The sequence below is a fragment of the Flavobacterium sp. LC2016-23 genome (genome assembly GCF_009674775.1).
Classification (GTDB): domain Bacteria; phylum Bacteroidota; class Bacteroidia; order Flavobacteriales; family Flavobacteriaceae; genus Flavobacterium.
Window position 1 is genome coordinate 1 of sequence record NZ_WKKE01000019.1, and the last position, 24,947, is coordinate 24,947.

The 24,947-nt window shown below is 37.7% G+C and carries 20 protein-coding genes; 16 read left to right on the forward strand and 4 right to left on the reverse strand.

The window, feature by feature from the left end; translation table 11 throughout:
- Nucleotides 1–612: 612 nt before the first annotated feature.
- Nucleotides 613–1,620, reverse strand: a complete 1,008-nt coding sequence (locus tag GJU43_RS16385) for an LLM class flavin-dependent oxidoreductase (RefSeq protein WP_154341988.1) — start codon at nt 1,618–1,620, stop codon at nt 613–615.
- A gap of 123 nt (nt 1,621–1,743) precedes the next feature.
- Nucleotides 1,744–1,923, reverse strand: coding sequence for a hypothetical protein (locus GJU43_RS16390; protein ID WP_154341990.1), 180 nt, complete (start codon nt 1,921–1,923; stop codon nt 1,744–1,746).
- A 175-nt stretch (nt 1,924–2,098) separates the two neighbouring features.
- Here GJU43_RS16390 and GJU43_RS16395 point away from each other — a divergent pair, with 175 nt between their 5' ends.
- The 10 genes from GJU43_RS16395 to GJU43_RS16440 all read left to right on the forward strand — a co-directional run bounded on the left by GJU43_RS16395 (nt 2,099) and on the right by GJU43_RS16440 (nt 14,404).
- Nucleotides 2,099–3,439 carry a sigma-54 dependent transcriptional regulator gene (locus tag GJU43_RS16395; protein ID WP_154341992.1) on the forward strand — a complete coding sequence of 447 codons (1,341 nt, stop codon included), beginning with the start codon at nt 2,099–2,101 and terminating at the stop codon, nt 3,437–3,439.
- A gap of 226 nt (nt 3,440–3,665) precedes the next feature.
- Entirely contained in the window at nt 3,666–3,947 is a 282-nt protein-coding gene (locus GJU43_RS16400) for a hypothetical protein (RefSeq protein WP_154341994.1), read from the forward strand.
- A 169-nt stretch (nt 3,948–4,116) separates the two neighbouring features.
- Nucleotides 4,117–4,194, forward strand: a complete 78-nt coding sequence (gene kdpF / locus GJU43_RS16405) for a K(+)-transporting ATPase subunit F (protein WP_072975519.1) — start codon at nt 4,117–4,119, stop codon at nt 4,192–4,194.
- Nucleotides 4,195–4,323: 129 nt separating this feature from the next.
- A complete protein-coding gene (gene kdpA / locus GJU43_RS16410; RefSeq protein ID WP_154341996.1) occupies nt 4,324–6,045 on the forward strand; it encodes a potassium-transporting ATPase subunit KdpA in 1,722 nt (573 codons plus the stop codon).
- A gap of 149 nt (nt 6,046–6,194) precedes the next feature.
- Entirely contained in the window at nt 6,195–8,228 is a 2,034-nt protein-coding gene (kdpB, locus tag GJU43_RS16415) for a potassium-transporting ATPase subunit KdpB (protein WP_154341998.1), read from the forward strand.
- A gap of 169 nt (nt 8,229–8,397) precedes the next feature.
- Complete coding sequence (locus GJU43_RS16420) at nt 8,398–8,973, forward strand: K(+)-transporting ATPase subunit C (protein ID WP_154342000.1); 576 nt, start codon at nt 8,398–8,400, stop codon at nt 8,971–8,973.
- 337 nt (nt 8,974–9,310) lie between these two features.
- Nucleotides 9,311–10,387, forward strand: coding sequence for a porin (locus tag GJU43_RS16425; protein ID WP_154342002.1), 1,077 nt, complete (start codon nt 9,311–9,313; stop codon nt 10,385–10,387).
- A 163-nt stretch (nt 10,388–10,550) separates the two neighbouring features.
- A complete protein-coding gene (locus tag GJU43_RS16430; protein ID WP_154342003.1) occupies nt 10,551–11,672 on the forward strand; it encodes a sensor protein KdpD in 1,122 nt (373 codons plus the stop codon).
- Between the two features lie 153 nt (nt 11,673–11,825).
- Nucleotides 11,826–13,544 carry an ATP-binding protein gene (locus tag GJU43_RS16435; protein ID WP_154342005.1) on the forward strand — a complete coding sequence of 573 codons (1,719 nt, stop codon included), beginning with the start codon at nt 11,826–11,828 and terminating at the stop codon, nt 13,542–13,544.
- A gap of 95 nt (nt 13,545–13,639) precedes the next feature.
- On the forward strand, nt 13,640–14,404 hold the full coding sequence (locus GJU43_RS16440; protein ID WP_154342007.1) for a phosphatase PAP2 family protein: 765 nt from the start codon (nt 13,640–13,642) through the stop codon (nt 14,402–14,404).
- Between the two features lie 111 nt (nt 14,405–14,515).
- Here GJU43_RS16440 and GJU43_RS16445 read toward each other — a convergent pair whose 3' ends face one another.
- Nucleotides 14,516–15,292, reverse strand: a complete 777-nt coding sequence (locus GJU43_RS16445) for a LexA family transcriptional regulator (protein WP_154342009.1) — start codon at nt 15,290–15,292, stop codon at nt 14,516–14,518.
- Between the two features lie 86 nt (nt 15,293–15,378).
- On the opposite strand from GJU43_RS16445, the gene dinB reads away from it, so the two are divergent.
- The 4 genes from dinB (at nt 15,379) to GJU43_RS16465 (ending at nt 20,902) form a co-directional block, all read left to right on the forward strand.
- Nucleotides 15,379–16,560, forward strand: a complete 1,182-nt coding sequence (dinB, locus tag GJU43_RS16450; RefSeq protein WP_154342011.1) for a DNA polymerase IV — start codon at nt 15,379–15,381, stop codon at nt 16,558–16,560.
- A 3-nt stretch (nt 16,561–16,563) separates the two neighbouring features.
- A complete protein-coding gene (locus GJU43_RS16455) occupies nt 16,564–19,617 on the forward strand; it encodes a DNA polymerase III subunit alpha (protein ID WP_154342013.1) in 3,054 nt (1,017 codons plus the stop codon).
- Between the two features lie 30 nt (nt 19,618–19,647).
- The gene (locus tag GJU43_RS16460) at nt 19,648–20,277 is read left to right on the forward strand and encodes an alpha-ketoglutarate-dependent dioxygenase AlkB (RefSeq protein WP_154342015.1); all 630 of its coding nucleotides are present in this window, start codon (nt 19,648–19,650) and stop codon (nt 20,275–20,277) included.
- Between the two features lie 166 nt (nt 20,278–20,443).
- A complete protein-coding gene (locus tag GJU43_RS16465) occupies nt 20,444–20,902 on the forward strand; it encodes a DUF1810 domain-containing protein (RefSeq protein WP_154342017.1) in 459 nt (152 codons plus the stop codon).
- Nucleotides 20,903–21,071: 169 nt separating this feature from the next.
- Here GJU43_RS16465 and GJU43_RS16470 read toward each other — a convergent pair whose 3' ends face one another.
- A complete protein-coding gene (locus tag GJU43_RS16470) occupies nt 21,072–22,481 on the reverse strand; it encodes an APC family permease (protein WP_154342019.1) in 1,410 nt (469 codons plus the stop codon).
- A 440-nt stretch (nt 22,482–22,921) separates the two neighbouring features.
- On the opposite strand from GJU43_RS16470, the gene GJU43_RS16475 reads away from it, so the two are divergent.
- Both GJU43_RS16475 and GJU43_RS16480 read left to right on the forward strand, forming a co-directional pair.
- Nucleotides 22,922–24,316: a S9 family peptidase gene (locus GJU43_RS16475; RefSeq protein ID WP_154342021.1), complete on the forward strand. Its 1,395-nt coding sequence runs from the start codon at nt 22,922–22,924 to the stop codon at nt 24,314–24,316.
- Nucleotides 24,317–24,395: 79 nt separating this feature from the next.
- Nucleotides 24,396–24,809 carry a DUF5958 family protein gene (locus GJU43_RS16480; protein WP_154342023.1) on the forward strand — a complete coding sequence of 138 codons (414 nt, stop codon included), beginning with the start codon at nt 24,396–24,398 and terminating at the stop codon, nt 24,807–24,809.
- Nucleotides 24,810–24,947: the final 138 nt, after the last annotated feature.

Consider the following 24,947-nt stretch of genomic DNA (forward strand, 5'->3'; position numbering starts at 1 on the left):
AAATAATTTTTCAGTTTGATTTAGTAACCTGTCAGTATTTCTTAGAACGCATGTCGCTGTTGCGGGTGCAAAAGTAGGGAGTTTATCCGCTTAAACAATACCTTTTTCAAACTATTTTTAATCTTTTTTATAAGTCACTGGTTTTGCGTTTTTTACAAAACAATCTTTTTTGGAGTTTTATCAGAATTCAATGCTTTGGACTGATTTTACCGCTAAGACGCCAAGGTTTTTTCTGCCGGGGTGTATTTCGCAAAGAGCGCAACGCCGGATTTTATTGCGTTTTTTGATTTCCCCCAAAGACACTAAGTTTCTTTTCTTTCCTATATATAACGTACATCTCTTTTGAAAACCTCTGCCCTAGCCCCGATAGAAGTGGAAATCCTTTTGTCTGCCGCGGCGGACAAAAGATTGGAGCGGATAGCGGGATAAAGCTCCTTATCAAATTCCAATTTCTTAAATACCAAATTCCAAAAGAGTTGAATTCAGTCAGGGGGACGGAATAATCGCTGTATACCTAATGTATCTATAAAAAATAAACCCGACAGGTTTTGAAAACCTGTCGGGTTGTAGAAACGAAATCCTACCTTATATATAGGAGAGGAAAAAGTATCCTTATATTGTGTTTATACTATCTATGACTTTTTTTGTAATACGGATACTTTTTAGTTTGGCCTGATGATCAAAAATTGGGCTGGTTACCATTAATTCGTCTACACGGGAGTAGTCGATGAATTTTTTAAGATCTGTTTCCAGCTGCTCTTTGTTTCCTGTAAACGTACAAGCGGTCATTTGATTGACGTGAAAACGTTCTTCTTCGCTCATAATATCATCCAGATCATCTACAGGTGGCTGCAAACCTTTGCGGTCGTTTCTAATTAAGTTGAGAAACATTTGATACAAGCTTGTCGATAGTCTGTCGGCTTCTTCATTCGTATCTGCCGCAATGATATTGACACAGGCCATCGTTTTGGGTTTGTCTAAATTTGCAGAGGGCTGGAAGTTTTCGCGGTAAAACTCAAAAGCCTGAATCATCTGGCGTGGTGCAAAATGTCCGGCGAATGCATAGGGTAACCCGTACGCGGCGGCAAGAGCTGCACTTTCCATGCTTGAGCCTAAAATCCAGATGGGAACATTTGTTCCTTCGGCTGGAAATGCCCTTACTTTTGCGGTTGCATTTTCGGCTGAAAAATAATCCTGAAGTTTGCTTACATTTTGAGGGAAACGCTGCGCCTGCTCAAAAAAATCTTTTCGGATGGCTTCGGCTGTTGGCTGATCTGTTCCCGGCGCTCTTCCTAACCCTAAATCAATTCGGTTTGGATAAAGTGTTTCCAGTGTTCCGAATTGTTCGGCAACTATTAAAGGAGAATGATTCGGCAACATGATTCCACCAGAACCTACGCGGATATTTTGGGTCTGACCGGCGATGTAACCAATTAAGACTACTGTTGCGGAACTCGCCACATGTGCCATATTGTGATGTTCGGCCAGCCAAAAACGTTTGTAACCTAAGTTATCTGCCTGCTGTGCTATTTCTTTTGTTTTTTGAAATGTTTCAGTTGCGTTGCTATCCTGTGTAATGATAGCCAGTTCTAATATGGAGATTGAAATTGGATTTTTCATATATAATGTAACTTTTATGCAAAATTAATTCATTTGATATAAAGCCCGGATTCTTTCGTGTTAATAGAATTATAATATTTGTAGCTACAAATGTCTTTTTAATTCCATTGAAGTTTTATCAATTTATGTTTTTTTTCCGTCATGAGCAATTGAAAAATCAGGTGAGTTTGATTCTATTTCAAATTTAGAAGAAGTCTTTAAAGTGTCTTTTTGAAGTTTTGAATGATTCCCAAACCAGAAAACGGCAGTTAAAAGAAATGCTGTGAACAAAAATAGTTTTACTGGGTTTTGTGGTATTTTCATCTGAGGTGTGATTAATAGCTTCTAAAGATATATTTCTTTAAAAAAATCAATTCAAAAAGAGGACACTTCAATCTTCTAAAATGCTTTTACAAAATTTATAAGGAATGTTTAAGTCAAATGATTTAAAGCCTAAATTTGTATTTCGAAATAATACTCGATTTAGCAATATCCTCAAATGACACATAAAATTTTAATTATAGACGACGAAGAAAAACTCAGAAGTCTGCTCGCCCGCATCGTAAAATCGGAAGGTTTTGAAGTTCTGGAAGCCAAAGATCTGAAATCCGGCTTTAAGAAACTTGAACAAACCGACATTGATGTCGTTTTATGTGATGTAAAATTACCCGACGGAAATGGCGTTGATTTTTTACAGCAGATAAAAGGAAGTTTTCCGCTTACCGAAGTTATTTTGCTAACGGCTTTCGGAAATATAGCAGACGGCGTTCAGGCCATGAAGAATGGTGCTTTTGATTATATTGTAAAAGGAGATGATAATGACAAAATTATTCCGCTTCTGTATAAAGCTGTCGAAAAAGGACATTTGCAAAAAAAAGTGCAGCAGCTCGAAAAACGTATTGGCGATAAATATTCTTTCGATACCATTATAGGAAAATCAAAAGGAATTGAACAGGTTATTGATCTTGCCCAAAAAGTCGCCAAAACCGATTCGACCGTTTTACTCACCGGTGAAACCGGAACAGGAAAAGAGGTTTTTGCGCAGGCCATTCACGAAAACAGCACTCGTGCCGGTAAATCTTTTGTAGCGCTAAACTGCAGTACTTTTAGCAAAGAAATTTTAGAAAGCGAACTTTTCGGCCACAAACAAGGCGCTTTTACCGGTGCTCTCAAAGATAAAAAAGGTTTTATTGAAGAAGCGAATGGCGGTACTTTATTTTTGGATGAAATTGGAGAAATGCCCATTGAACTGCAAGCCAAATTATTACGTGTTTTAGAAACCAGCGAATACATTCCGGTTGGTGATACGACTTCAAAAAAATCCAATTTCAGATTAATTGCAGCGACCAACAGAGATTTAAAAACAGAAAGTGACGAACATCGTTTTCGATCTGATTTATATTTTCGTCTGAATATTTTCGAAATCAAACTTCCTCCTCTTCGGGAAAGAACCAAAGATATTGCCCCTCTTACTTTTTCTTTTGTGAAGCAGTTTTCTGAAAAAACGAACAAGAAAACACTCGAAATATCAGATGACTTTCTTCGCAAATTAGAAAATTATTCCTGGCCCGGAAATATTAGGGAACTCAAAAATATTATTGAACGCTCTGTTATTTTAAGCGATACTGTTTTAACCGCCGATGTCCTGCCTTATGAGATGCAGCATCAGCCTGAAAAACCTACCAAATCGATGTCGGCTTTTTCTATGCAGAGTATCGAAAAACTGCATATTCAGAAGGTTTTAAATTACACCAAAGGCAATAAGGCCGAGACAGCACGTTTGCTCGAAATCGGAATTGCGACTTTGTACCGAAAGTTAGACGAGTACGGGATTCAATAACAAAGCTAAATTCCAATCCCGATAGCTATCGGGATAAATTCCAAATTGCAATGGAATTTGGATTTGACCTATCATTTTAATAAAAGCTTATCATTTTGATAGGCTTTTTTTGTGCTTTATTTTTGGCACAAAACGACAATCCTTTTATTGACAAGACTTTAGCTGTTTTCTGCTTTTTTCGGAACAACTTTTGGCATAAGTGGGAAGAACATAAAAATTCATTCTCATGAAAAATCAAGTCAATTCTATTTACAAACAAGCAGAGCGTTTTGCAGATATCACCAAAAAATCAATTATTTCCGGTAACATCGTTCGGGCAAAAAAATGCTTAGCACTTGCTGAACGTTTGTTTATTAGCGGAAGTATCGAAACTAAAAATGCCATTTCCAATGTGTACATTTTTTCTGTTTCTTCTTTTATGGAAATGCGTCACTGCAACATTTCACATCTTTTTCCTCAAACGCTAAAAGCAGAATATATCAAACAAGTGAATACTTCAGGCGTATAAAATATTGAATCGGTTACCATGTTAATTGGTTAATCGCAAAAGCCCTAAATCTAAAATCTGAACTCTAAAATTATCTAATATGCTAATCACTTTTCTTTTACTCGCACTGGCCGTTGTACTGTTTGCGATCTGTTTTAAATCAGTTGAATTTTTTGAAAAAATCTAAATCATGACTGCACTATTTATTATTTCCATCGCCGTTTTCGGCTATTTGGTTTATGTATTAATTAAACCTGAAAAATTTTAAAAGATGAAAAAGTCACAATCAAAAAAAATGCTGCTAGTATTTGTTTATGTGGCCTGGACATTAGCTTTTGTAACGCTTGTTATGTTTTTATAAAAGCCGAAAAATTATTTAACTTCTAATAAATAAAATATGAACACAGAGTTATTTGGTGTCATTAGTATTTTCATCATTTCGATAGTTTTAGCCATTCCAACAGGAAAATATATTGCTAAAGTTTATTTGGGTGATAAAACATTTCTTGACCCGATTTTCAATCCAATTGAAAAATTTATTTTTAAAATCAGCGGTATCAATTCCACTGAAGAAATGAACTGGAAACAACACTTAAAAGCACTTTTAAGTATCAACATGGTCTGGTTCTTTCTTTGCTTTTTTGTTTTACTATTTCAGGGATCCTTGTTTTTAAATCCGGATAATAACCCGTCGATGAGTCCTGATTTGGCTTTTAATACTGCTATTTCATTTTTGGTAAATTGCAATTTACAGCATTATTCCGGAGAAAGCGGACTATCGTATCTTTCACAAATGGTTTTGATGTTCCTGCAGTTTGTTTCGGCTGGTGTCGGAATGGCCGCTGCAGCAATGATTTTTACCGCAATGAAAGAAAGAACTACAGAAAAACTGGGGAATTTCTACAATTATTTCATCAAAAGCTGTACCCGTATTTTATTACCCCTTTCAGCAATTGTAGCAATTGCTTTATTGTTTAGCGGTACACCAATGACTTTTGAAGGTAAAGATGCGATCACAACCCTTCAGGGCGACTCTGTTGAAGTTTCTCGTGGCCCGGCAGCAGCTTTTATTGGCATTAAACATATTGGTACAAATGGAGGTGGTTTTTTTGGAGCCAACTCGGCACATCCACTAGAAAACCCTACTTATTTTACGAATGGCGTTGAATTATGGGCCCAGTTAATTATTCCGTTTGCAATGATTTTCGCTTTAGGTTTTTATCTAAAGAAAAAGAAATTATCCTACGTAATTTTCGGAGTAATGACGGTTGGATTCTTATTGCTTGTTGTTCCAACAATGATGAGTGAAATGAACGGGAATCCTGCTATTGAGAAAATGGGAATCGCACAAACAACGGGAGCTATGGAAGGAAAAGAGGTTCGCTTTGGACCAGCTATTTCAGGTTTCTGGAGTATTGCCACAACGGTAATTTCTACCGGTTCTGTCAATAGTATGCACGACAGTTCAATGCCGGTTTCCGGAGCTATGGAGCTGCTTGCTATGATGGTCAATGCGTTTTACGGGGGTTGTGGTGTTGGTATTCTGAATTTCTACATTTTCATCATTCTTGCTGTATTTATTTCCGGATTAATGGTGGGCCGAACCCCTGAATTTTTAGGGAAGAAAATCGAAGCGCGGGAAGTTAAAATTGCTGCTTTTATTGCGATCCTTCATCCTTTATTAATATTAGCAGGTACCGCTTTAGCTTCTTATTTTGCAGCGCATGATACGGCGATGGGATACTGGTTTAACGGAAATGCAACAGGCTGGTTAAACAATCCGGGACACCACGGCTTCTCAGAAATGCTATATGAATATACTTCAAGTGCTGCCAACAACGGTTCTGGTTTTGAAGGTTTAGGCGATAACAATCCGTTCTGGAATATTACTACAGGAATAGTTTTATTGTTAAGCCGTTTTATTCCGATAATTGGGCCACTAGCAATTGCAGGATTACTGGCTAACAAAAAATACATTCCGGAAAGTGCAGGAACTTTAAAAACGGACACTACAATTTTTGGTGTAATGGTTTTCGCCGTGATTGCAATTATTGCTGCTTTATCATTCTTCCCAGCGTTGGCACTTGGACCTTTAGCGGAATACTTTACACTAAAATAATGCTAGACAAACAGCCGTGGGTTTTAACCACGGGGACACAGATTGTGATATACATTGCGTTCCAGTGATTGAAACCACTGGCTATGTTTACATTTATGAATTTATTCCGCTTAATATTTAACAAATAACATTTAACTTTTTACAAGAAAATGACTAATAATAAATCCACTTCATTATTTGAAAGTAAGCAGGTAAAAGAAGCCTTAGCGCAGTCTTTTGTAAAGCTTAACCCAAAATTGATGATCAAAAATCCGGTAATGTTTACCGTAGAAATAGGAACTGCCATTATGTTTGCTGTCTGTGTTTCCATTTTAATGGGAGCAACTGATCAGGGTAGTTTTACTTATAATCTAATCGTGTTTTTAATTTTACTGGCAACACTTTTGTTCGCCAATTTCGCGGAGGCTATTGCCGAAGCGAGAGGAAAAGCACAAGCTGACAGTTTAAGAAAAACACGTGAAGAAACGCCTGCCAGACAAATCCTGCCAAACGGAGAAATCAAAAATATCAGTTCTTCGGAATTGAAAAAAGGAGATGTTTTCGTTTGTGAAGCCGGAGATTTAATTGCAACTGATGGTGAAATCATAGAAGGTTTAGCAACAATTGACGAAAGTGCCATTACCGGAGAAAGTGCTCCTGTCATTCGGGAAGCCGGAGGTGACAAATCATCGGTAACCGGAGGAACAAAAGTATTGTCCGATAAAATTAAAGTAATTGTAACTTCTGAACCAGGTGAAAGCTTTCTGGATAAAATGATTGCTTTGGTAGAAGGAGCAAGCCGTCAGAAAACACCAAACGAAATTGCCTTAACTATTTTATTAGCCGCATTTACTTTAATCTTCGTGATTGTGTGCGTTACGCTAAAACCGTTTGCCGACTATGCAAATGCACCCATCACGATTGCGGCTTTTATCGCCTTGTTCGTTTGTTTGATTCCAACGACAATTGGTGGTTTGCTATCTGCCATCGGAATTGCGGGTATGGACAGAGCGCTTCGTGCTAACGTAATTACAAAATCCGGAAAAGCAGTTGAAACTGCCGGAGATATTGATGTATTGCTTTTGGATAAAACCGGAACTATCACTATTGGAAACCGAAAAGCAACGAATTTTTATCCTGCAAAAGGCGTATCTGAAGAAGATTTTATAAAGTCTGCTGTGTTAAGTTCATTAGCAGATGACACTCCGGAAGGGAAAAGTATCGTAGAACTGGCAGGTGCCGAAACTGCCAGTAAATTATCCATTGAAGGTGCTACTTTAATCAAATTTACTGCAGAAACCAGAACTTCCGGAGTTATTTTGAAAGACGGAACCAATATTAGAAAAGGTGCTCAGGATGCAGCAAAAAACATTGCTGCTCAGGCAGGAAATAGTTTTCCGGAAGATACTGCGCAAAAAGTAATTGACATTTCTACAAACGGCGGAACGCCATTAGTGGTGATTAAAAACAATCAGGTTCAGGGTGTTATCGAATTACAGGATATTATCAAAACCGGAATGAAAGAACGTTTTGACCGTTTGAGAAAAATGGGTGTTAAAACGGTAATGGTGACCGGAGATAATCCGCTTACGGCGAAGTTTATCGCAGAAGCTGCCGGTGTAGATGATTTTATTGCCGAAGCGAAACCTGAGGATAAAATGAACTACATCAAAAACGAGCAAAACCTGGGTAAACTTGTTGCCATGATGGGTGACGGAACCAATGATGCTCCTGCCCTTGCGCAAGCGAATGTGGGTGTTGCCATGAACAGTGGAACACAGGCTGCCAAAGAAGCCGGAAACATGGTCGATCTTGATAATGACCCAACCAAATTAATCGAGATTATTGAAATTGGAAAACAGCTTTTAATGACTCGGGGAACTTTAACCACTTTTTCTATTGCAAATGACGTTGCGAAATATTTTGCTATTGTTCCTGCTCTTTTTATTACTGCGATTCCTGCGCTTGAGGGACTAAATATCATGCGCTTACACAGTCCTGAAAGTGCTATTTTATCAGCTGTAATTTTTAACGCGATCATCATTCCGATTCTGATTCCTCTGGCATTGAGAGGTGTTGATTATAAACCAATCGGTGCAAGTGCGATCCTGAAAAGAAACCTTTTGATTTATGGTTTAGGCGGATTGATCGTGCCTTTTATCGGAATTAAGTTAATTGATTTGTTGGTTGCTCTGTTTATGTAAGCTGCTAAGGTTCTAAGTTTCTAAGGTACTGAGATAAAAAAACCTTAGAAACTTAAAATCTCCACGTCTTCGAAAATTTAAAAAAACAAGTTCTTAAGATACTAAGTACAAGAGAAAAGCTTAGAAGCTTAGCCGCTTAGTGCCTTAGAACCTCTAAAAAAATAACACGATGAAAATATTTTCACTATTAAAATTGACACTGCTTACCGTAATTCTGTTTGCAGTTATTTATCCCCTTGCGATTTACGGAATTGCACAATTTGCTCCGAATCACGGGAAAGGAGAAACGATTTCGGTTAACGGAAAAGTGGTTGGCTACCAAAAAATAGGTCAGAAATTCGACAAATCGAATTATTTCTGGGGAAGACCTTCGGCTGTGGATTATAACGCTGCCGGAAGTGCCGGAAGTAATAAAGGACCAGGCAATGCTGAATATTTGGCTTTGGTTCAAAAAAGAATCGATACGTTTTTAATTGTTCATCCTTATTTGAAAAAATCGGAGATCCCGTCAGATATGGTAACGGCTTCCGGTAGTGGACTGGATCCGAATATTTCACCGGAAGGTGCTTTGATTCAGGTGAAACGTGTTGCCAAAGAAAGAAAATTAGCAGAAGACAAAGTAAAAGCTTTGGTTGAATCTAAAATTAATACGGCTGTTGTTGGACCTGAAACCGTTAATGTTTTGGAATTGAATGTGGCTTTGGATGAGCTTTCTAAGAAAGGTTCTCAGATTCTAAGTCGCTAAGATCCTAAGGTTTCAAACCCGACAGGTTTTTAAAACCTGTCGGGTTTGAAAACCATTGCCACCAGTTTGTGTGATTTCTCCTTCGTCGAAATGACAACCCGGAAGGCAAAATAAATTACTGTAAGGTTTGAAAATCTTGCAGGGAAAACCAAAAGCCCTTTTTTACCCCAAAGGCCTAGCCCCGATAGAAACGAAAATCCTTTTGTGTGGGGGTTCCGCACAAAAGATTGTAGTGGATAGCGGGAAATAGCTCCTAAAAAATCTACTAATAAAAACCAATGAGAACGAGATTGCTTTCGTGCCGTCGAACAGGTCGTTCCTCTCAATGAAAAACAAAATGAAAAAAATAATACTTACTGCTTTAATCGCTTTCGGTTATAGCCATTTACACGCTCAGGAAGAAACAAAAAGTCCGTTTACATTTTCAGGATATGCAGACGTTTATTACAGTTATGATTTTGCAAAACCTGAAAATCATACACGTCCCGGCTTCTTTTACAATTATAATAAAAGCAATGAAGTGAACCTTAATTTAGGTTTGGCAAAAGTGAATTACTCAAAAGATAATGTTCGTGGAAATTTTGCCTTAATGGCCGGAACCTATGCCGAATACAACATGACTGCCGAACAGGGTTTGTTGAAAAATGTATACGAGGCGAATGTGGGTGTGAAGATTTCGCAAAGCCATAATTTATGGATTGATGCGGGAATTATGCCGGCGCACATTGGTTTTGAAAGTGCGATTGGGAAAGATTGCCAGACTTTAACGAGAAGTATTCTGGCGGAGAATTCTCCGTATTATGAAACAGGAGTTAAAATAGGCTATACCTCAGCATCCGGAGCATGGTATCTAGCCGGAATGTATTTGAATGGCTGGCAGCGTACCCAGAAAGTAGAAGGCAACCATACGCCTGCTTTTGGAACACAGGTTACCTACAAACCATCCGACAGGATTGTATTAAACTGGAGTACTTATGTCGGAAATGAACAACCGGATACCGATAAAAAATGGCGTTATTTTAATAACTTTTACGGACAGTTTAAAGTAACGGATAAAACAAATATAACAGCCGGTTTTGATGTTGGTTCGCAACAAGCGGCTAAAAGCAGTACTAAATACGACACCTGGTTTTCGCCTGTTTTGATTCTGCAATACAAACCTACTGATAAAATCCAGTTAGCGGCCCGTGGCGAATATTACAGTGATGAAAAAGGGGTGATTATCGCAACAGAAACTCCAAATGGTTTTAAAACTTACGGATTTTCAGCTAACTTTGATTACTTAGTTACTGATAATGTAATGTTTAGAATAGAAGCCCGAAATCTTTCGAGTAAAGATGAAATATTTACAAAAGACAATCTTCCAACGGATACGAATACGTTTGTAACGACTTCGCTGGCAATTTCTTTCTAGCTTTAAGCTATAGGCTTTAGGCAGTAGGCTTTTAAAAAGTGCTGTTGCCTAAAGCTTACGGCTTATAGCGTAAATTTTAGCTGTAGGCTATAGGCTTTAAGCTGCAGGCTTTTGAAGAGTTCTGTTGTTTAAAGCTTACAGCTTATAGCATAAAGCAAAAAAAATGGAAAAAGAAAATAACGCACAACACTTTCTTGATTTAATTCAGAAATCGAGAAAAGGAAAATTCAAGGTCTACATTGGGATGAGTGCCGGTGTGGGAAAAACGTATCGCATGCTTCAGGAAGCCCATTCGCTGCTGAAGAACGGAATTGATGTAAAAATTGGTTACATCGAAACGCATATGCGAAAGGAAACACATGAGTTATTATTTGGTCTGCCGGTGATTCCGAGGCGGACTATTTTTTATAAAGGCAAAGAACTCGAAGAACTCGATGTTCAGGCGATTATAAACCTTAGGCCCGAAGTAGTTATTGTAGACGAATTGGCGCATACAAATGTAGAAGGAAGCAAAAATGAAAAACGCTGGCAGGATGTTTTAGAGATTCTGGAAGCGGGAATCAACGTGATTTCAGCCGTTAATATTCAGCATATTGAAAGTTTAAACGAAGATGTAAAACGCATAACCGGCATTGATGTTCAGGAACGAATTCCGGATAATGTTTTGCGAATTGCTGATGAAGTCGTGAATATTGATTTGACCTCAGAGGATTTGATTGCCCGTTTGAAAGAAGGCAAAATTTATACGCCCGATAAAATCCAGACGGCTCTGACAAACTTTTTTAAATCGGAACAAATCCTGCAATTGCGCGAACTGGCTTTGAAGGAAGTTGCCAGTCAGGTAGTTCGTAAAGTAGAAAGTGAAGTGCCGCAGCTACAAGCTTTAAAACATGAAAAACTATTAGCCTGTATTAGCAGTAACGACAAAACAGCTAAAATTGTAATCCGGAAAGCAGCACGGCTCGCGAGTTACTACAACGGAAGCTGGTATGTAATGTATGTGGAAACACCGAAAGAAAGCAGTATCAGGATTGCGTTAGACAAACAGCGCCATTTGATTAATAATTTTAAACTGGCCACACAATTAGGCGCAGAAGTCATTAAAACAGAACATAAAAATATTGCTGATGCCATTCTGATGATGGTAGAAGAAAAACAGATTACAACTGTCTGCATCGGAAAACCACATTTGAATTTATTTAAAGTAATTTTGTCAACAACGATTTTCAGACGTTTATTAAACAGACTGTCTTTATCGAATGTTGACCTTGTTATTTTGTCCTGAGGAATTAAACCATATTAGTTATATAAGTTCATTTAAAACTTTAACCGCAAAGAACGCTAAGTTTTCCTGCCTTTAGTTTAATTATGTGTTCGCTTATATTTCCTTATATTACTGATATGATTCAAAAAAATAAAATGTTTTAAAACAAACATCATGAGAATTAAAACCAAATTAAATCTGGGCGTTGGATTGTTATTTTTAATGATCATCATACTTTCTTTAGTAAGTGCCTATTCTGTTTTTTTAATAAAAGCAGACACCGAGAATATTCTGAAAGCAAATTACAATACGCTTGAATATTCCAGAAATATGCTTTTGTCGTTAGATGAAATTAGTACTGATGCTGATCATGCGATTATTACTTTTAAAGAAAATCTACAAAAACAAACTCAGAATATCACGGAGTACGGAGAGAAAAAAGTAACGGATAACCTGAAGGGAAATTTTGCTCTTTTAGAAAAAAACAATATCGATGAAGCTGCCAAAACACAGATCAGGAAAGATATTTTTGAGATTATGAAACTCAATATGAATGCCATAAAACAAAAAAGCGATATTGCGAAACATACCGCTGAAAACGCCAATTTACTGATTGCCGTTGTAGGTACTTTATGCTTTCTGATTGCTTTTAATTTACTGATCAATCTACCGAATAACATCGCAAATCCAATTAAAGAGCTGACACTAAGTATTAAGGAGATCGCCAATAAAAATTATTCCGAACGTGTACATTTTACCAATCATAACGAATATGGCGATCTGGCCAAATCGTTTAATACCATGGCGCAAAAACTTCAGGAATACAACAACAGTAATCTCTACAAACTTTTCTTTGAGAAAAAACGATTGGAGACGCTTATCAATAATATGCACGACCCTATTATTGGTTTAGACAATGAAGGGCTGATTTTGTTTGCCAATGATGAAGCACTGAAAATTATCGGACTGAAAGCTGAGGACGTAATTTCAAAATCTGCCTCTGCCCTCGCTTTATCGAATGATCTGGTACGTTCTTTAATTTTCAAAGAAGCGAATGACAATTCAAAAAAACAGCCTTTGAAAATTTTTGCCAACGGTAAAGAGAGCTATTTTGATAAAGAAAAAATCAACATTACCATAACCCCGACAGGCGAAGAAAAAGAAATCAATATTGGAGATGTGATTATTCTCAGAAATATTACATCTTTTAAAGAGCTTGATTTTGCAAAAACCAATTTTATAGCCACAGTCTCTCATGAATTGAAAACCCCGATTGCTTCTATAAAACTAAGTTTGCAATTACTGGAAAATACCAAAACGGGCGCCATGAACGAAGATCAGCATCAATTGGTGGAAAGCATCAAAGAGGACAGTCAGCGCTTATTGAAAATAACCGGCGAATTACTCAATTTATCACAATTAGAAACCGGGAATATTCAATTGAATATTGAAAAAAGCAATCCGTATCACATTGTAAATTATGCGACGGAAGCTGTAAAAGTGCAGGCGGATCAAAAGCAAATAAAATTAGTCATTGATGCGAATGAAAATTTACCGGATGTAAAAGCAGACAGCGAAAAAACAGGCTGGGTTTTAATCAATTATTTATCAAATGCTATTACGTATTCTTCTGAAAAAAGTACTATTACCATTAAACTGAAAGAGGAAAACAATCAAATCTTATTTCAGGTTATTGATACCGGAAAAGGAATTGATGCCCGGTACAAAGACAAGGTTTTTGATAAATATTTTCAGATTCCGGGCAGCCAGAAATCAGGCACAGGACTGGGGCTGGCGATCAGCAAAGAATTTATCGAAGCCCAAAACGGAACCATAGGCGTAGAAAGTAATTTAGGATTGGGAAGTACCTTTTGGTTTTCATTAAATATTTGAAAATCAAGCAGGAGTTAATATTCGCTTAAGGTTGGGTTAAGCCAAAAATAGTTGATCAAATCCTTCGTTATTTTGCTATATAAAGAGAATCAATTATGATTTACAAAACGATTTCCCTGGTATTTCTATTCAGTTTTTTTTCTGTAACAGCACAAAAAAACGATTCTATTGCTGCAATCGACAGCACTGCAGCGCATCATCTTAAATTCAATTATAAGCAGCTGATTATTCCGGGTGTGTTAATCGGCTACGGCGTGATTGGCCTTGAAAGTGATCAGCTTTTAAGCTTTAATTCGCAGATTAAAAAAGAAGTGACCGAAGATATTGACGAAAAAATCACCATTGATGATTTCTCCCAGTATGCACCTGCAGCCTCTGTTTTTGCTTTGAATGCTTTTGGTGTAAAAGGAAAGAACACGATGCGCGACCGGTCTGTAATTTTTGTGACTTCGTATGTTATTATGGCTTCCACTGTTTTGAGTCTGAAGTCTATTGTACATGAACAAAGACCTGACGGGAGTTCAAATAATTCTTTTCCATCCGGACATACCGCCACTGCTTTTGCCGGAGCCGAATTTTTATGGCAGGAATACAAAGACAAATCGATTTGGTACGGAATTGCAGGTTATGCCGTGGCAACAGGAACGGGATTATTCCGGATTTACAACAACCGCCATTGGTTAACCGATGTTGCGGCCGGAGCCGGAATCGGGATTTTGAGCACTAAAATTGCATATTGGATGAATCCGTACATTACCAAAAAACTATTTAAATCCTCTTCTGAACGCAATTCTACCTCCATGATTGCTCCTTTCTATAATGGCCAGCAATATGGATTGAGTTTTGTGAAGGTTTTTTAGTTTTTTTACGATTGTCACCCTGAGCGGAGTCGAAGGCTGGATCAGGCAAAAGGCCTTCGACTCCGCTCAGGGGGACACTCCATTATAAAACCAAAGCTTAATTGTCAGAACCTAATTCGTACCCGAAGTATTATTCTTAATTTCCAGGACTTCACGTTTCACCTCCAGCAGCAGATCTTTCATACTCTGGGTTTCTGTTACTTCATGGCGTTTATCGCTGCGGCCAATATTGCACTCGTATTCCCAAATCTCCAGAATATCCGAAGCTTTAACTTCGTAATTCGGATAAAAACGATTGTCGGATTCTAAGACCAGGGCATTCTTTTTGTTTTTGTTGAGACGCTTGTAGACCATGCCTTCGTTTTTGGTAATCAGGATATAGGTTTTTCCGTCGAGCACCTCTCCCAGCCTTTCCACGTAACGGCCAATGATAATGCTTCCGTCTTCGTGTGGCGGCATCGAATCTCCTTCTACCGGAAATCCGCGGTGTTTTCCCGGTCCTAAAAACGGAAGTGAAACTTGCTGCAGACTCTCGATATATTCCGGATCGGCATATCCGTTCAGGTAACCCGCTTTTGCTTTTTGAGATACAATTTCAATATAATTCTCGCCAAAACTATCGACTTGTATGGGTAAAATAAGCCGATTGCCTTCTAATTTTATCAGGTTCTCTATATTGATTTTACGAATGTCGACAGACAATAATAAATCAATGCTCATATGAAAATATAAAGCAATCTGCTTTAAAATATCATAAGGGGCTTCGGAAGTTCCATCTTCGTATTTAACGTATCTTCCTCTGGTAATTCTAAGGTTTTCAGCTAATTTCTCCTGAGATATTTTATGCTTAACCCTCAATGCTCTGATGTTATCTGAAAATAGGGACATAATTTAATTTGTTATAATTTGGAACAACAAATATAATCATTTTTGTTACAACCTGCGCTAATTTTGTCACTTACAAAAACAAAAAAATGACACGGGCAATTGTACACATGGATTTGGATACCTTTTTCGTATCCTGTGAAAGGTTAACCAACTCACAATTAGAAGGAATTCCCCTGATAATTGGTGGTGGTGATCGTGGCGTTGTAGCCTCTTGTTCCTATGAAGCACGCCTTTTTGGAGTGCGTTCTGCTATGCCTATTCAAATGGCAATAAAATTATGTCCCCAGGCTAAAATCATCAAAGGCGATATGGAATTGTATTCGCAATTATCGCATGATGTTACCCAGGTACTTCAGGAAAAAGCACCGGTACTGGAAAAAGCAAGTATCGACGAATTCTATCTGGACATTACCGGAATGGACAAATTTCACGGAAGTTATAAATGGACGAATGAACTTGCACAATCGGTAATTAAAGAAACCGGGCTTCCGATTAGTTTTTCTTTATCTGTCAATAAAACGGTTTCTAAAATTGCTACCGGAGAAGGCAAACCAAAAGGGAACCTGGAAATCCCGGAAGGAAATGTACAGGCCTTTTTAAATCCGCTTTCCATTCAGAAAATACCAATGGTCGGAACTGTGACTTTTCAGCTTTTGTCCCGAATCGGAATCCGCACGATACAAACCCTTTCAGAAATGCCTGCCGAAGTACTGCAGCGTATGATTGGAAAAAATGGCCTGGATATCTGGAAAAAAGCCAACGGAATTGATCACACGCCTGTAGAACCGTATTCCGAAAGAAAATCGATTTCTACCGAACATACTTTTTCTCAGGATACCATCGATATTGTCATGCTAAAATCGATATTGGTCGGTATGGTCGAAAAACTGGCTTTCCAGCTTCGATCCGAACAATGGCTCACCTCAACGATTACCGTTAAAATACGTTACGCCAATTTTGATACCGAAACCAAACAATGCAAAATTGCGTATACTTCAGCCGACCATATCCTAAACAAAAATGTAAACGAATTATTTGATAAAGTCTACCAACGACGGATGCGCATTCGCCTGATCGGTATTCGCTTCAGCGGACTCGTTCGCGGCACGTACCAAATTGATCTTTTCGAAGACACACAGGAAATGTTATCCCTTTATGCAGCCATGGATAAAATGAAAAACAGGTATGGTTTTGATGCCGTAATGCGTTGCGCCGGAGCTTCCTTTAAACCGAATAACAAAGACGAAATTTTAAAACGTATCAAATAAATCATGTACCTCAACTGCCATTCTTTTCATTCGCTTCGCTACGGCACGATTCCTCTTGATCATCTCATTGAGGAAGCCGTCTCTTGTGGTATAAAAGCGATGGCACTGACAGACATCAATACCGTAACCGGAATTTATGATTTTATAAGAGCCTGTGATAAAGCAGCCATAAAACCATTGGTGGGAATCGAATTCCGCTCCAGTCATCAATTCCGGTATATTGGGCTGGCTAAAAATGCGGAAGGACTGGGCGAAATGAATCGTTTTTTAACCGAACATAATTTCAGTGGGGAATCCTTGCCTTTAATCGCTCCCGAATTCAAGTCGGTTTTTGTGATTTATACGCTGGAAAATGCTCCTGAAATACTACGTGAAAATGAGTTTATCGGCATTCGTCCGGACGAAATCTCTAAACTTTTTACTTCAGAATTGAAAAGTAAAATTTCTAAAATGGTCATTCTTCAATCGGTTACTTTTAGAAACAAAAGAGAATTTAATCTGCACAAAATCCTTCGGGCTATTGATACCAACATTATTTTATCAAAACTAACAACAGCTGATTATTGCAAAACTTCTGAAAAAATGCTGCCTTTGGAAGCGCTTTTGCCTTATTATGAAAATTATCCTGAAATCATAGCCAATACCGAACATATCATTGCTTCCTGTAATTTTGAATATGATTTTAAAACGCCTAAAAACAAGAAGTTTTTTACTGAAAATCGAGAAGGTGATATCGCAAAGCTAACAGAACTGGCTCATGAAGGTTTGATTTGGCGCTATGGCGAAAATCATGATCTGGCAAAAAAACGTATCGAAAAAGAACTGAAAGTAATTGACGAATTAGAATTCAGCGGCTATTTTTTAATTACCTGGGATATTGTTCAGTATAGCAACAGTAAGGGATTTATGCACATTGGACGTGGCAGCGGCGCCAATAGTATCATCGCGTATTGTTTGGGAATTACCGATATCTGCCCCATAGAACTGGATTTGTATTTTGAACGTTTTTTAAACCTCAACCGAAAAAGTCCGCCCGATTTTGATATCGACTGGAGCTGGAAAGAGCGCAATATAATTTTAGAATACATCTTTACTAAATATGGCCGGGATCATGTGGCTTTTTGCGGAACGAATGTCGAATTTAAACACCGCTCTATTTTTAGGGAAGTCGGAAAAGTTTTTGGCCTTCCGAAAGAAGAGCTGGATATGCTGGCCAAAAATCCGATGGCACTTCACGAAACCAATTCTATTGTAAAACTGGTTCAGGAATACAGTCTGATGATGGGTAAATACCCGAACCAGCGCAGTATGCATGCCTGCGGAATCATTATTTCTGAAGAACCTCTTACCAATTATACGCCGTTGGAAATGCCTCCAAAAGGATTCCCTATTGTGCTTTTTGATATGCATATTGCTGAAGAAATCGGTTTTGAAAAATTCGATATTTTAAGTCAGCGTGGTATTGGGCATATTGATGACAGCGTAAAATTGATTGAGAAAAACAGGGGTATCAAACTTAATATTCGGGACACTTCGATTTCCAAAGATGAAGCGGTGTGTAATATTCATTTGGCACAAGGCAGAACTATTGGCTGTTTTTATATCGAAAGCCTGGCCATGCGCGGGTTGTTACGCCGGCTTAATTGTGATAATTATAAAATTCTGGTGGCCGCCTCTTCTATTATTCGTCCCGGCGTGGCACAATCAGGAATGATGAAAGAGTATATTTTTCGTCATAATAATCCCGATCAGTTTCAATATTTTCATGATGTTTTCAAAGAACATCTTGGTGAGACGTATGGCATTATGGTGTATCAGGAAGATGTGATTAAAATTGCCCAGCATTACGGAGGACTTCCCGCCGCCGATGGTGACATTCTCCGTCGCGCCATGTCCGGAAAAGGACGATCGACGGCAGCTTTGCAAAAAGTAAAAGATAATTTCTTTGCCTGCTGTGCCGCAAAAGGACATCCTGAAGCACTTAGTCAGGAAATTTACCGCCAGATTGAATCCTTTGCCGGGTTTTCGTTCTGTAAGGCGCACTCGGCTTCGTATGCCGTGGAGAGCTATCAGAGTTTATATCTGAAGATTAATTATCCCGTGGAATTTATGACCGCGGTCATCAATAACCAGGGTGGATTTTACAGAACCGAAGTGTATGTGCATGAAGCGAGAATGTCCGGCGCTACGATTCTTAATCCGTGTGTCAACAAAAGCGAATATCAGACCACCGTATACGGTACTGCTATTTATCTCGGTTTTATGCACCTGCAGAGCTTAGACTCCAAAACCGCTCATTTGATCGAATCAGACCGCGGGGAAAACGGTGATTTTCTTTCTTTAGAGGATTTCATCAATCGTATTCCGATTGGGATTGAAAGCATGAAGATTTTGATTTTTATAGATGCTTTTCGTTTTACGGGAAAAACCAAGAATCAGCTTTTAGTGATTGCGAGTTTGCTTTTAAATAATTTCAAACCCGAAAACAGAAGCCTGATGCTGCTGCAGGAGCCTGTTAAAGAATACAAGCTTCCTACTTTGGAACGTTCTTTATTTGAAGATGCTTTTGATGAAATTGAGCTTTTAAGTTTTCCCGTTTCCTGTACCGTTTTTGATCTTTTGCAGACCAGACACCGTGGCGATGTTATGGCCAAAGATTTAGTCGCCCATCATAAAAAACAAGTTCGTATGCTGGCCTATCTGATTTCCAGAAAACAAGTGCCAACCAAAAAAGGAAATATGTATTTCGGGACCTGGATCGATCATGAAGGGACTTATTTTGATACGGCACATTTTCCCGATTGCCTGACAAAGTATCCTTTTCAGGGCGGAGGCTGTTATTTGCTTTTAGGAACTGTGGAAGTTGATTACCACTTTCCGACTATTACGATTACCAGGATGTCAAAAATGCCTTTTATTCCTGATCCGCGTTATATGGATGCTAAAGATCAGTATAAGACACAACAGTTAATTAAAGAAGATGTTAGCCCTACGCATCGGGAACCCTATCCGCAGGGACACGAAATTAATCTGCCCAGACATCGAATGAAATTTTAAAACAGAGCTATATACTTAAAAAAATAAATTATGACACTCTTTAATGATACCGAATTATTTACTTCAGGTCGTAGCGGAAAAACCGTATTTGAACTGCCTGACACCGAACTGATCCTGATTGACAATTTCTTCACCAAAGAAGAATCTGATCATTATTATGAAAAACTGCTTCATCACACCAAATGGAGAGGATATGAAATGGAAATTTTTGACAAAACCGTTACCGCTCCCAGAATGATTGCCTGGTATGAAGACAAAGATAATCCCGGAGCAGACCAGAATGGTCCCGACTGGACTTATGAGCTCCTGACCATCAGAAGCCGCGTAGAAAAAGAAACACAACTGGATTTTAACAGCCTGCTGCTTAATTTATACCGAAACGGTAGTGATAGCGTGGCCTGGCATAGCGATAAAGAACATAATTCGGGCAAAAATCCCGTTATCGCATCTGTTACTTTTGGGGAAACCCGAATGTTCCGTCTGCGACATAAGTTCAGAAAAGACATTGCACAGGTTGAAATTCCGCTGCATCACGGTTCTTTTTTATTGATGTCCGGAACTACCAATAGTTTCTGGCAGCATCAGGTTCCTAAGACAGCCAAAAAAGTACTGCCAAGGATTAATCTGACCTTTAGAAGAACGAACAGGATAGCCGAATAGTTAAAAAAATGGCTTTTTAATTCCGGTAATAAATGGTTTTTCCGTCAGAAAAGAATCTCAAAATCAGCTTTCTAAAATAAAATATGGCCTTCTTGCACATTTTATTAGGCAGCACTTATCTTTTTTAGTATTTTTCAAACTTTTTTCCAATAATATTCCACCCCAAATGGCAAAATTAAACAATGATTTAACCCGTTTTTTAGAGGCACAAAACAAACTCTATCTTACAGCACTTACTGAACTTAAAAGAGGAAAAAAAGAAACCCACTGGATGTGGTTTATTTTCCCTCAGATAAAAGGATTAGGAAAAAGTGAAATGTCTGTATTATATTCCATAGACAATCTTCAGCAGAGCGAAGAATTTCTGGCACATCCGGTTCTTGGAAAACATCTTATTGAAGTTTCCAAAGTACTGCTGGATTTTAAAATGAAATCGGCTGAGGCTATACTTGGAGATTTAGATGCCAGAAAATTACAGTCCTGCATGACTCTTTTTAGCTTAACAAACAATACCCATCCTGTATTTCAGGAAGTATTGGATGCTTTTTTTTCCGGTAAATTTGACCTGCTTACTTTGTCTATTATCAATGAAATGATACATCCGGCCTTGCAGCAAGAAGCTTAAAATAGCTAAAAAACAATTTATAAAAAAAGGAAGTTACTTTATGAGTAACTTCCTTTTTTTCTCCCGCAGATTTTGCAGATTGAGCAAATCTATTCTTTCTGAATCTGAAATATGTACAGTACAAAAAAACAAAAGACTTTGCACCTTTGCCTCTTTGTGCCTTTGCACCTTACTCCTTAGGTTTCGTCAAATAATAAACCGGAATTCCGGCCAGCATAATCAGGACGCCCCAGCCACAAGTGGAGAATTTCGTGAATAATAACGAAATACAAATTGCGGTAGCGATTATAATGTATAACATAGGTAAAAACGGATAACCGAAAGCTTTATAAGGTCTCTCTGCATCCGGCATTTTTTTACGCAAGATAAATATTCCGTAAATCGTAAGGATGTAAAAAATCAAAACGATGATAATAACGAAGTCTAATAAATCACCATATTTTCCGGTCAGGCACAAAGCTGAAGCCCACACACATTGTGCCCAAAGTGCCCATGCAGGAACACTGGATTCGTTTAAAACAGCGGCTTTTTTGAAAAACAAGCCATCTTTTGCCATTGTATAGTAAACTCTCGCACCAGCCATAATTAATCCGTTGTTGCAGGCAAAAGTTGAAATCATAATCATAATGGCGATAATCAGCGTTCCGATATCTCCAAAAATATAATCCGAAGCGACAACCGCTACACGATCCGATTTTGCAGTTGCAATTTCGTTAAGCGGAATTACAGCCAGATACATCAAATTCGTTAGTACATAAATAACGGTTACGATAAAAGTTCCAAGAAACAAACTGAAACCGACGTTACGCTTTGGGTTTTTAATTTCCCCGGCAATAAAAGTAACCCCATTCCAGGCGTCACTGGAGAATAAAGATCCTACCATTGCAGCTGAAATTCCGGTAATCAAAGCCGTTCCGCTAATAGGAAGCCAAGAACCCGTTTCTGTATTGTATGAACGTGTAGTCCAGGCATCTGCCCAGTTGGCATCCCAAACCGAAGCTTTTGCAGCAAGCGTCAATCCAAAAACAATTAAACCCAGCAAGGATAAAATTTTGATAATGGTAAGAACGGTCTGTAAAATTTTTCCGTTTTTAACGCCACGACTATTAATGTACGTTAACAAAACAATCGTAAAAATCGAGACAATCTGAGCTGCATTCAGCTTAAAAGATCCCAATTCGAATAGTATATTTTCGTCGCTCAAAGGCTCATAAAGATAAGCCGCGAACTTCGAGAACGCCACACCAACAGCAGCAATGGTTCCGGTCTGGATTACAGCAAAAAAGCTCCATCCGTACAAGAAGGCGATTAATTTGTTATAGGCCTCTTTTAAGTACACATATTGCCCACCGGCTTTTGGAAACATGGCACTCAATTCGCCATAACTCACAGCAGCGATAATAGTAATTAATCCTGAGAGGAGCCAGATTAAGGTCAGCCATCCGGCAGAACCTACCTGTCTGGCAATATCGGCACTTACGATAAAAATTCCGGAACCGATCATCGATCCCACCACAAGCATGGTTCCGTCTAATAATCCGAGTTCTCTTTTAAAATGTTCCTGATTGTCTTCCTGCATTATTTTGTTTTTTTGGTTGGTTAAAGATATACTTTTTTTGGAAATTCTAAATCGTGAAATTTCAAATTCAAATTCCAATCGTTATCATGATAAATTCCAAATGTGATACTGATTATTGTCCTGAAAAATAATTTGTACTTTAACGATATGGGATTCGAAAAAACACAACAAATTTAAAGAAGACCAATATAAGCCGTTTGGAGTTCATACAGGCCATATAGTTTACAAACCGAATCTAAAAGTTTTCGATTTGGGCTGTATTACAGGAGAACTGACCAAAAAACTGATCGGTATTTTTCAGGTCTTCCATACATTAATATTCTTAAAAAGACTGAATTATTTAAGGAGTTTTTTAATGAAATAAATATTCTTTATTACAGTAATTTTTCTCTAAATTCGTACAATTCATATAACCAACCAGAACATTATCCCTTTAAACCATGAAGAAAATAATACTATTATTAATGACTTTTTGCAACTTAACATTTGTAATGGCACAAGATATCATCGGCCAGTGGAATGGAATTTTAAAAGTACCCGGAGCTCAGCTCACTGTTGTTTTTAACGTGAGTAGTAACAATAATACATTTACTTCTACAATGGACAGTCCTGATCAGAAGGCATTCGGAATTCCCACTACTTCAACCATCTTTGAAAATTCGACATTGAAAATTGCATTATCCAACCTGCGAATTGAATATGAAGGTGTGTTAGGAAAAGACAATATCATTACAGGAACTTTCAAACAAGGAGGACAGTCTTTTCCGCTGAATTTGTCCAGAGAAAAAATAGAAAAAGAAAAACTGGTACGCCCTCAGGAACCTGTAAAACCATTCCCTTATTATGCTGAAGATGTATTTTTTGAGAACAAAACCGCCGGAATCACTTTGGCAGGTACTTTGACATTGCCTAAAAAAGAAGGTGTTTTTCCAGTTGTCATTTTAATCAGTGGAAGCGGTCCTCAAAATAGAGATGAAGAGCTACTGGGACACAAACCTTTTCTGGTAGTATCAGATTACTTAACTAGAAATGGCATTGCTGTTTTACGTTTTGACGACAGAGGAACTGCTGCTTCTAAAGGAGATTTTAAATCTGGAACTTCTTTAGATTTTGCTACAGATGTTGAAGCCGGAGTTCAATTTTTACTTTCCAGAAAAGAAATAGACAAAAAGAAAATAGGATTGTTAGGGCACAGCGAAGGTGGATTGATTGCGCCAATTGTGGCAAGTAAGTCTAAAAATATTGCTTTTATCGTATTACTCGCCGGCCCGGGAATAGAAGGAGATCAGTTACTTTTACTACAACAGGAATTGATTGCAAAAGCAAAAGGAACCAGTAATGCTGATATTCAAAAAACAAAAGAAATGAATCAGAAGGCTTTTGAAATTGTAAATAAGTACAAAGATCCGGAGGAATTAAAAACCCAAATAACAAATTATATAACTGAAATATCAAAAAATGATCCGGACAAACCTGAAAATCTAAGTCTGGAAGAGTATGTTAATTTACAGGTAGCAAAAATAACAAATCCCTGGATGGCTTATTTTTTACGATACAATCCGAAACCCGTGTTAGAAAAAGTAAAGTGTCCTGTTTTAGCCCTAAACGGAGAGAAAGATTTACAGGTTCCTCCTAAAGAAAATCTGGAAGCAATTAAAAAAGCATTGACAAAAGGCGGAAATAAAAATGTAACTATAAAGGAGGTTCCAAATTTAAATCATTTGTTTCAGGAATGTAAATCGGGATCTCCTGAGGAATATTCAAAAATTGAACAAACTTTTTCTCCAATTGCTATGAACGAAATTCTGCAATGGATTAAAGTTCAGACAAAATAATTAATATTAGCACCCATAATTGCAGTTTTTATGGGTGCTAAATGAATAACTGAGCAAAAATATTTATGATTTTCAATAAATGATAATAACGCAACAAGAACAAATAATCAACAAAATTGCACAGGATAAAATAGAATTTAATCTTGGCGTACAAATGCTGTTAGAAGATCCGGAATATAATTTTAAAGAGCTTCTTTCAACTTTAAAAAACTATATATTCAACTCTATTCCGGACAAAGCAGATTATAATACAGAAACGTATCAAAAAGCCATCAATACAATTCCTTTAAAACCAACCTATACTCCAATTGTACTTCTAAAAATATTCTCTGCAAGAATTGCATTTAATAAATTAGCAGAACTTCCTGAAAACGAAAATGAAAAGATACTAATTTCACTACTTTGGATTTTTAAAGTGACAGATACTGAAAGAAGAAATACAGAATGTAAAAATGGTTGTGGTCATTTTTGGCATGAATATAAACAGCCATAAATACCTCACCTACAACACATTGCTTTATAAATAATTTAACAAGAAAAAGACACTATTTGTAAAAGCATATCTTTTTTTTATTAAATTTGGTATAAGTGTTAATTAGTCTTAAAAAAAGAAAAAATCATTAAAATTTGT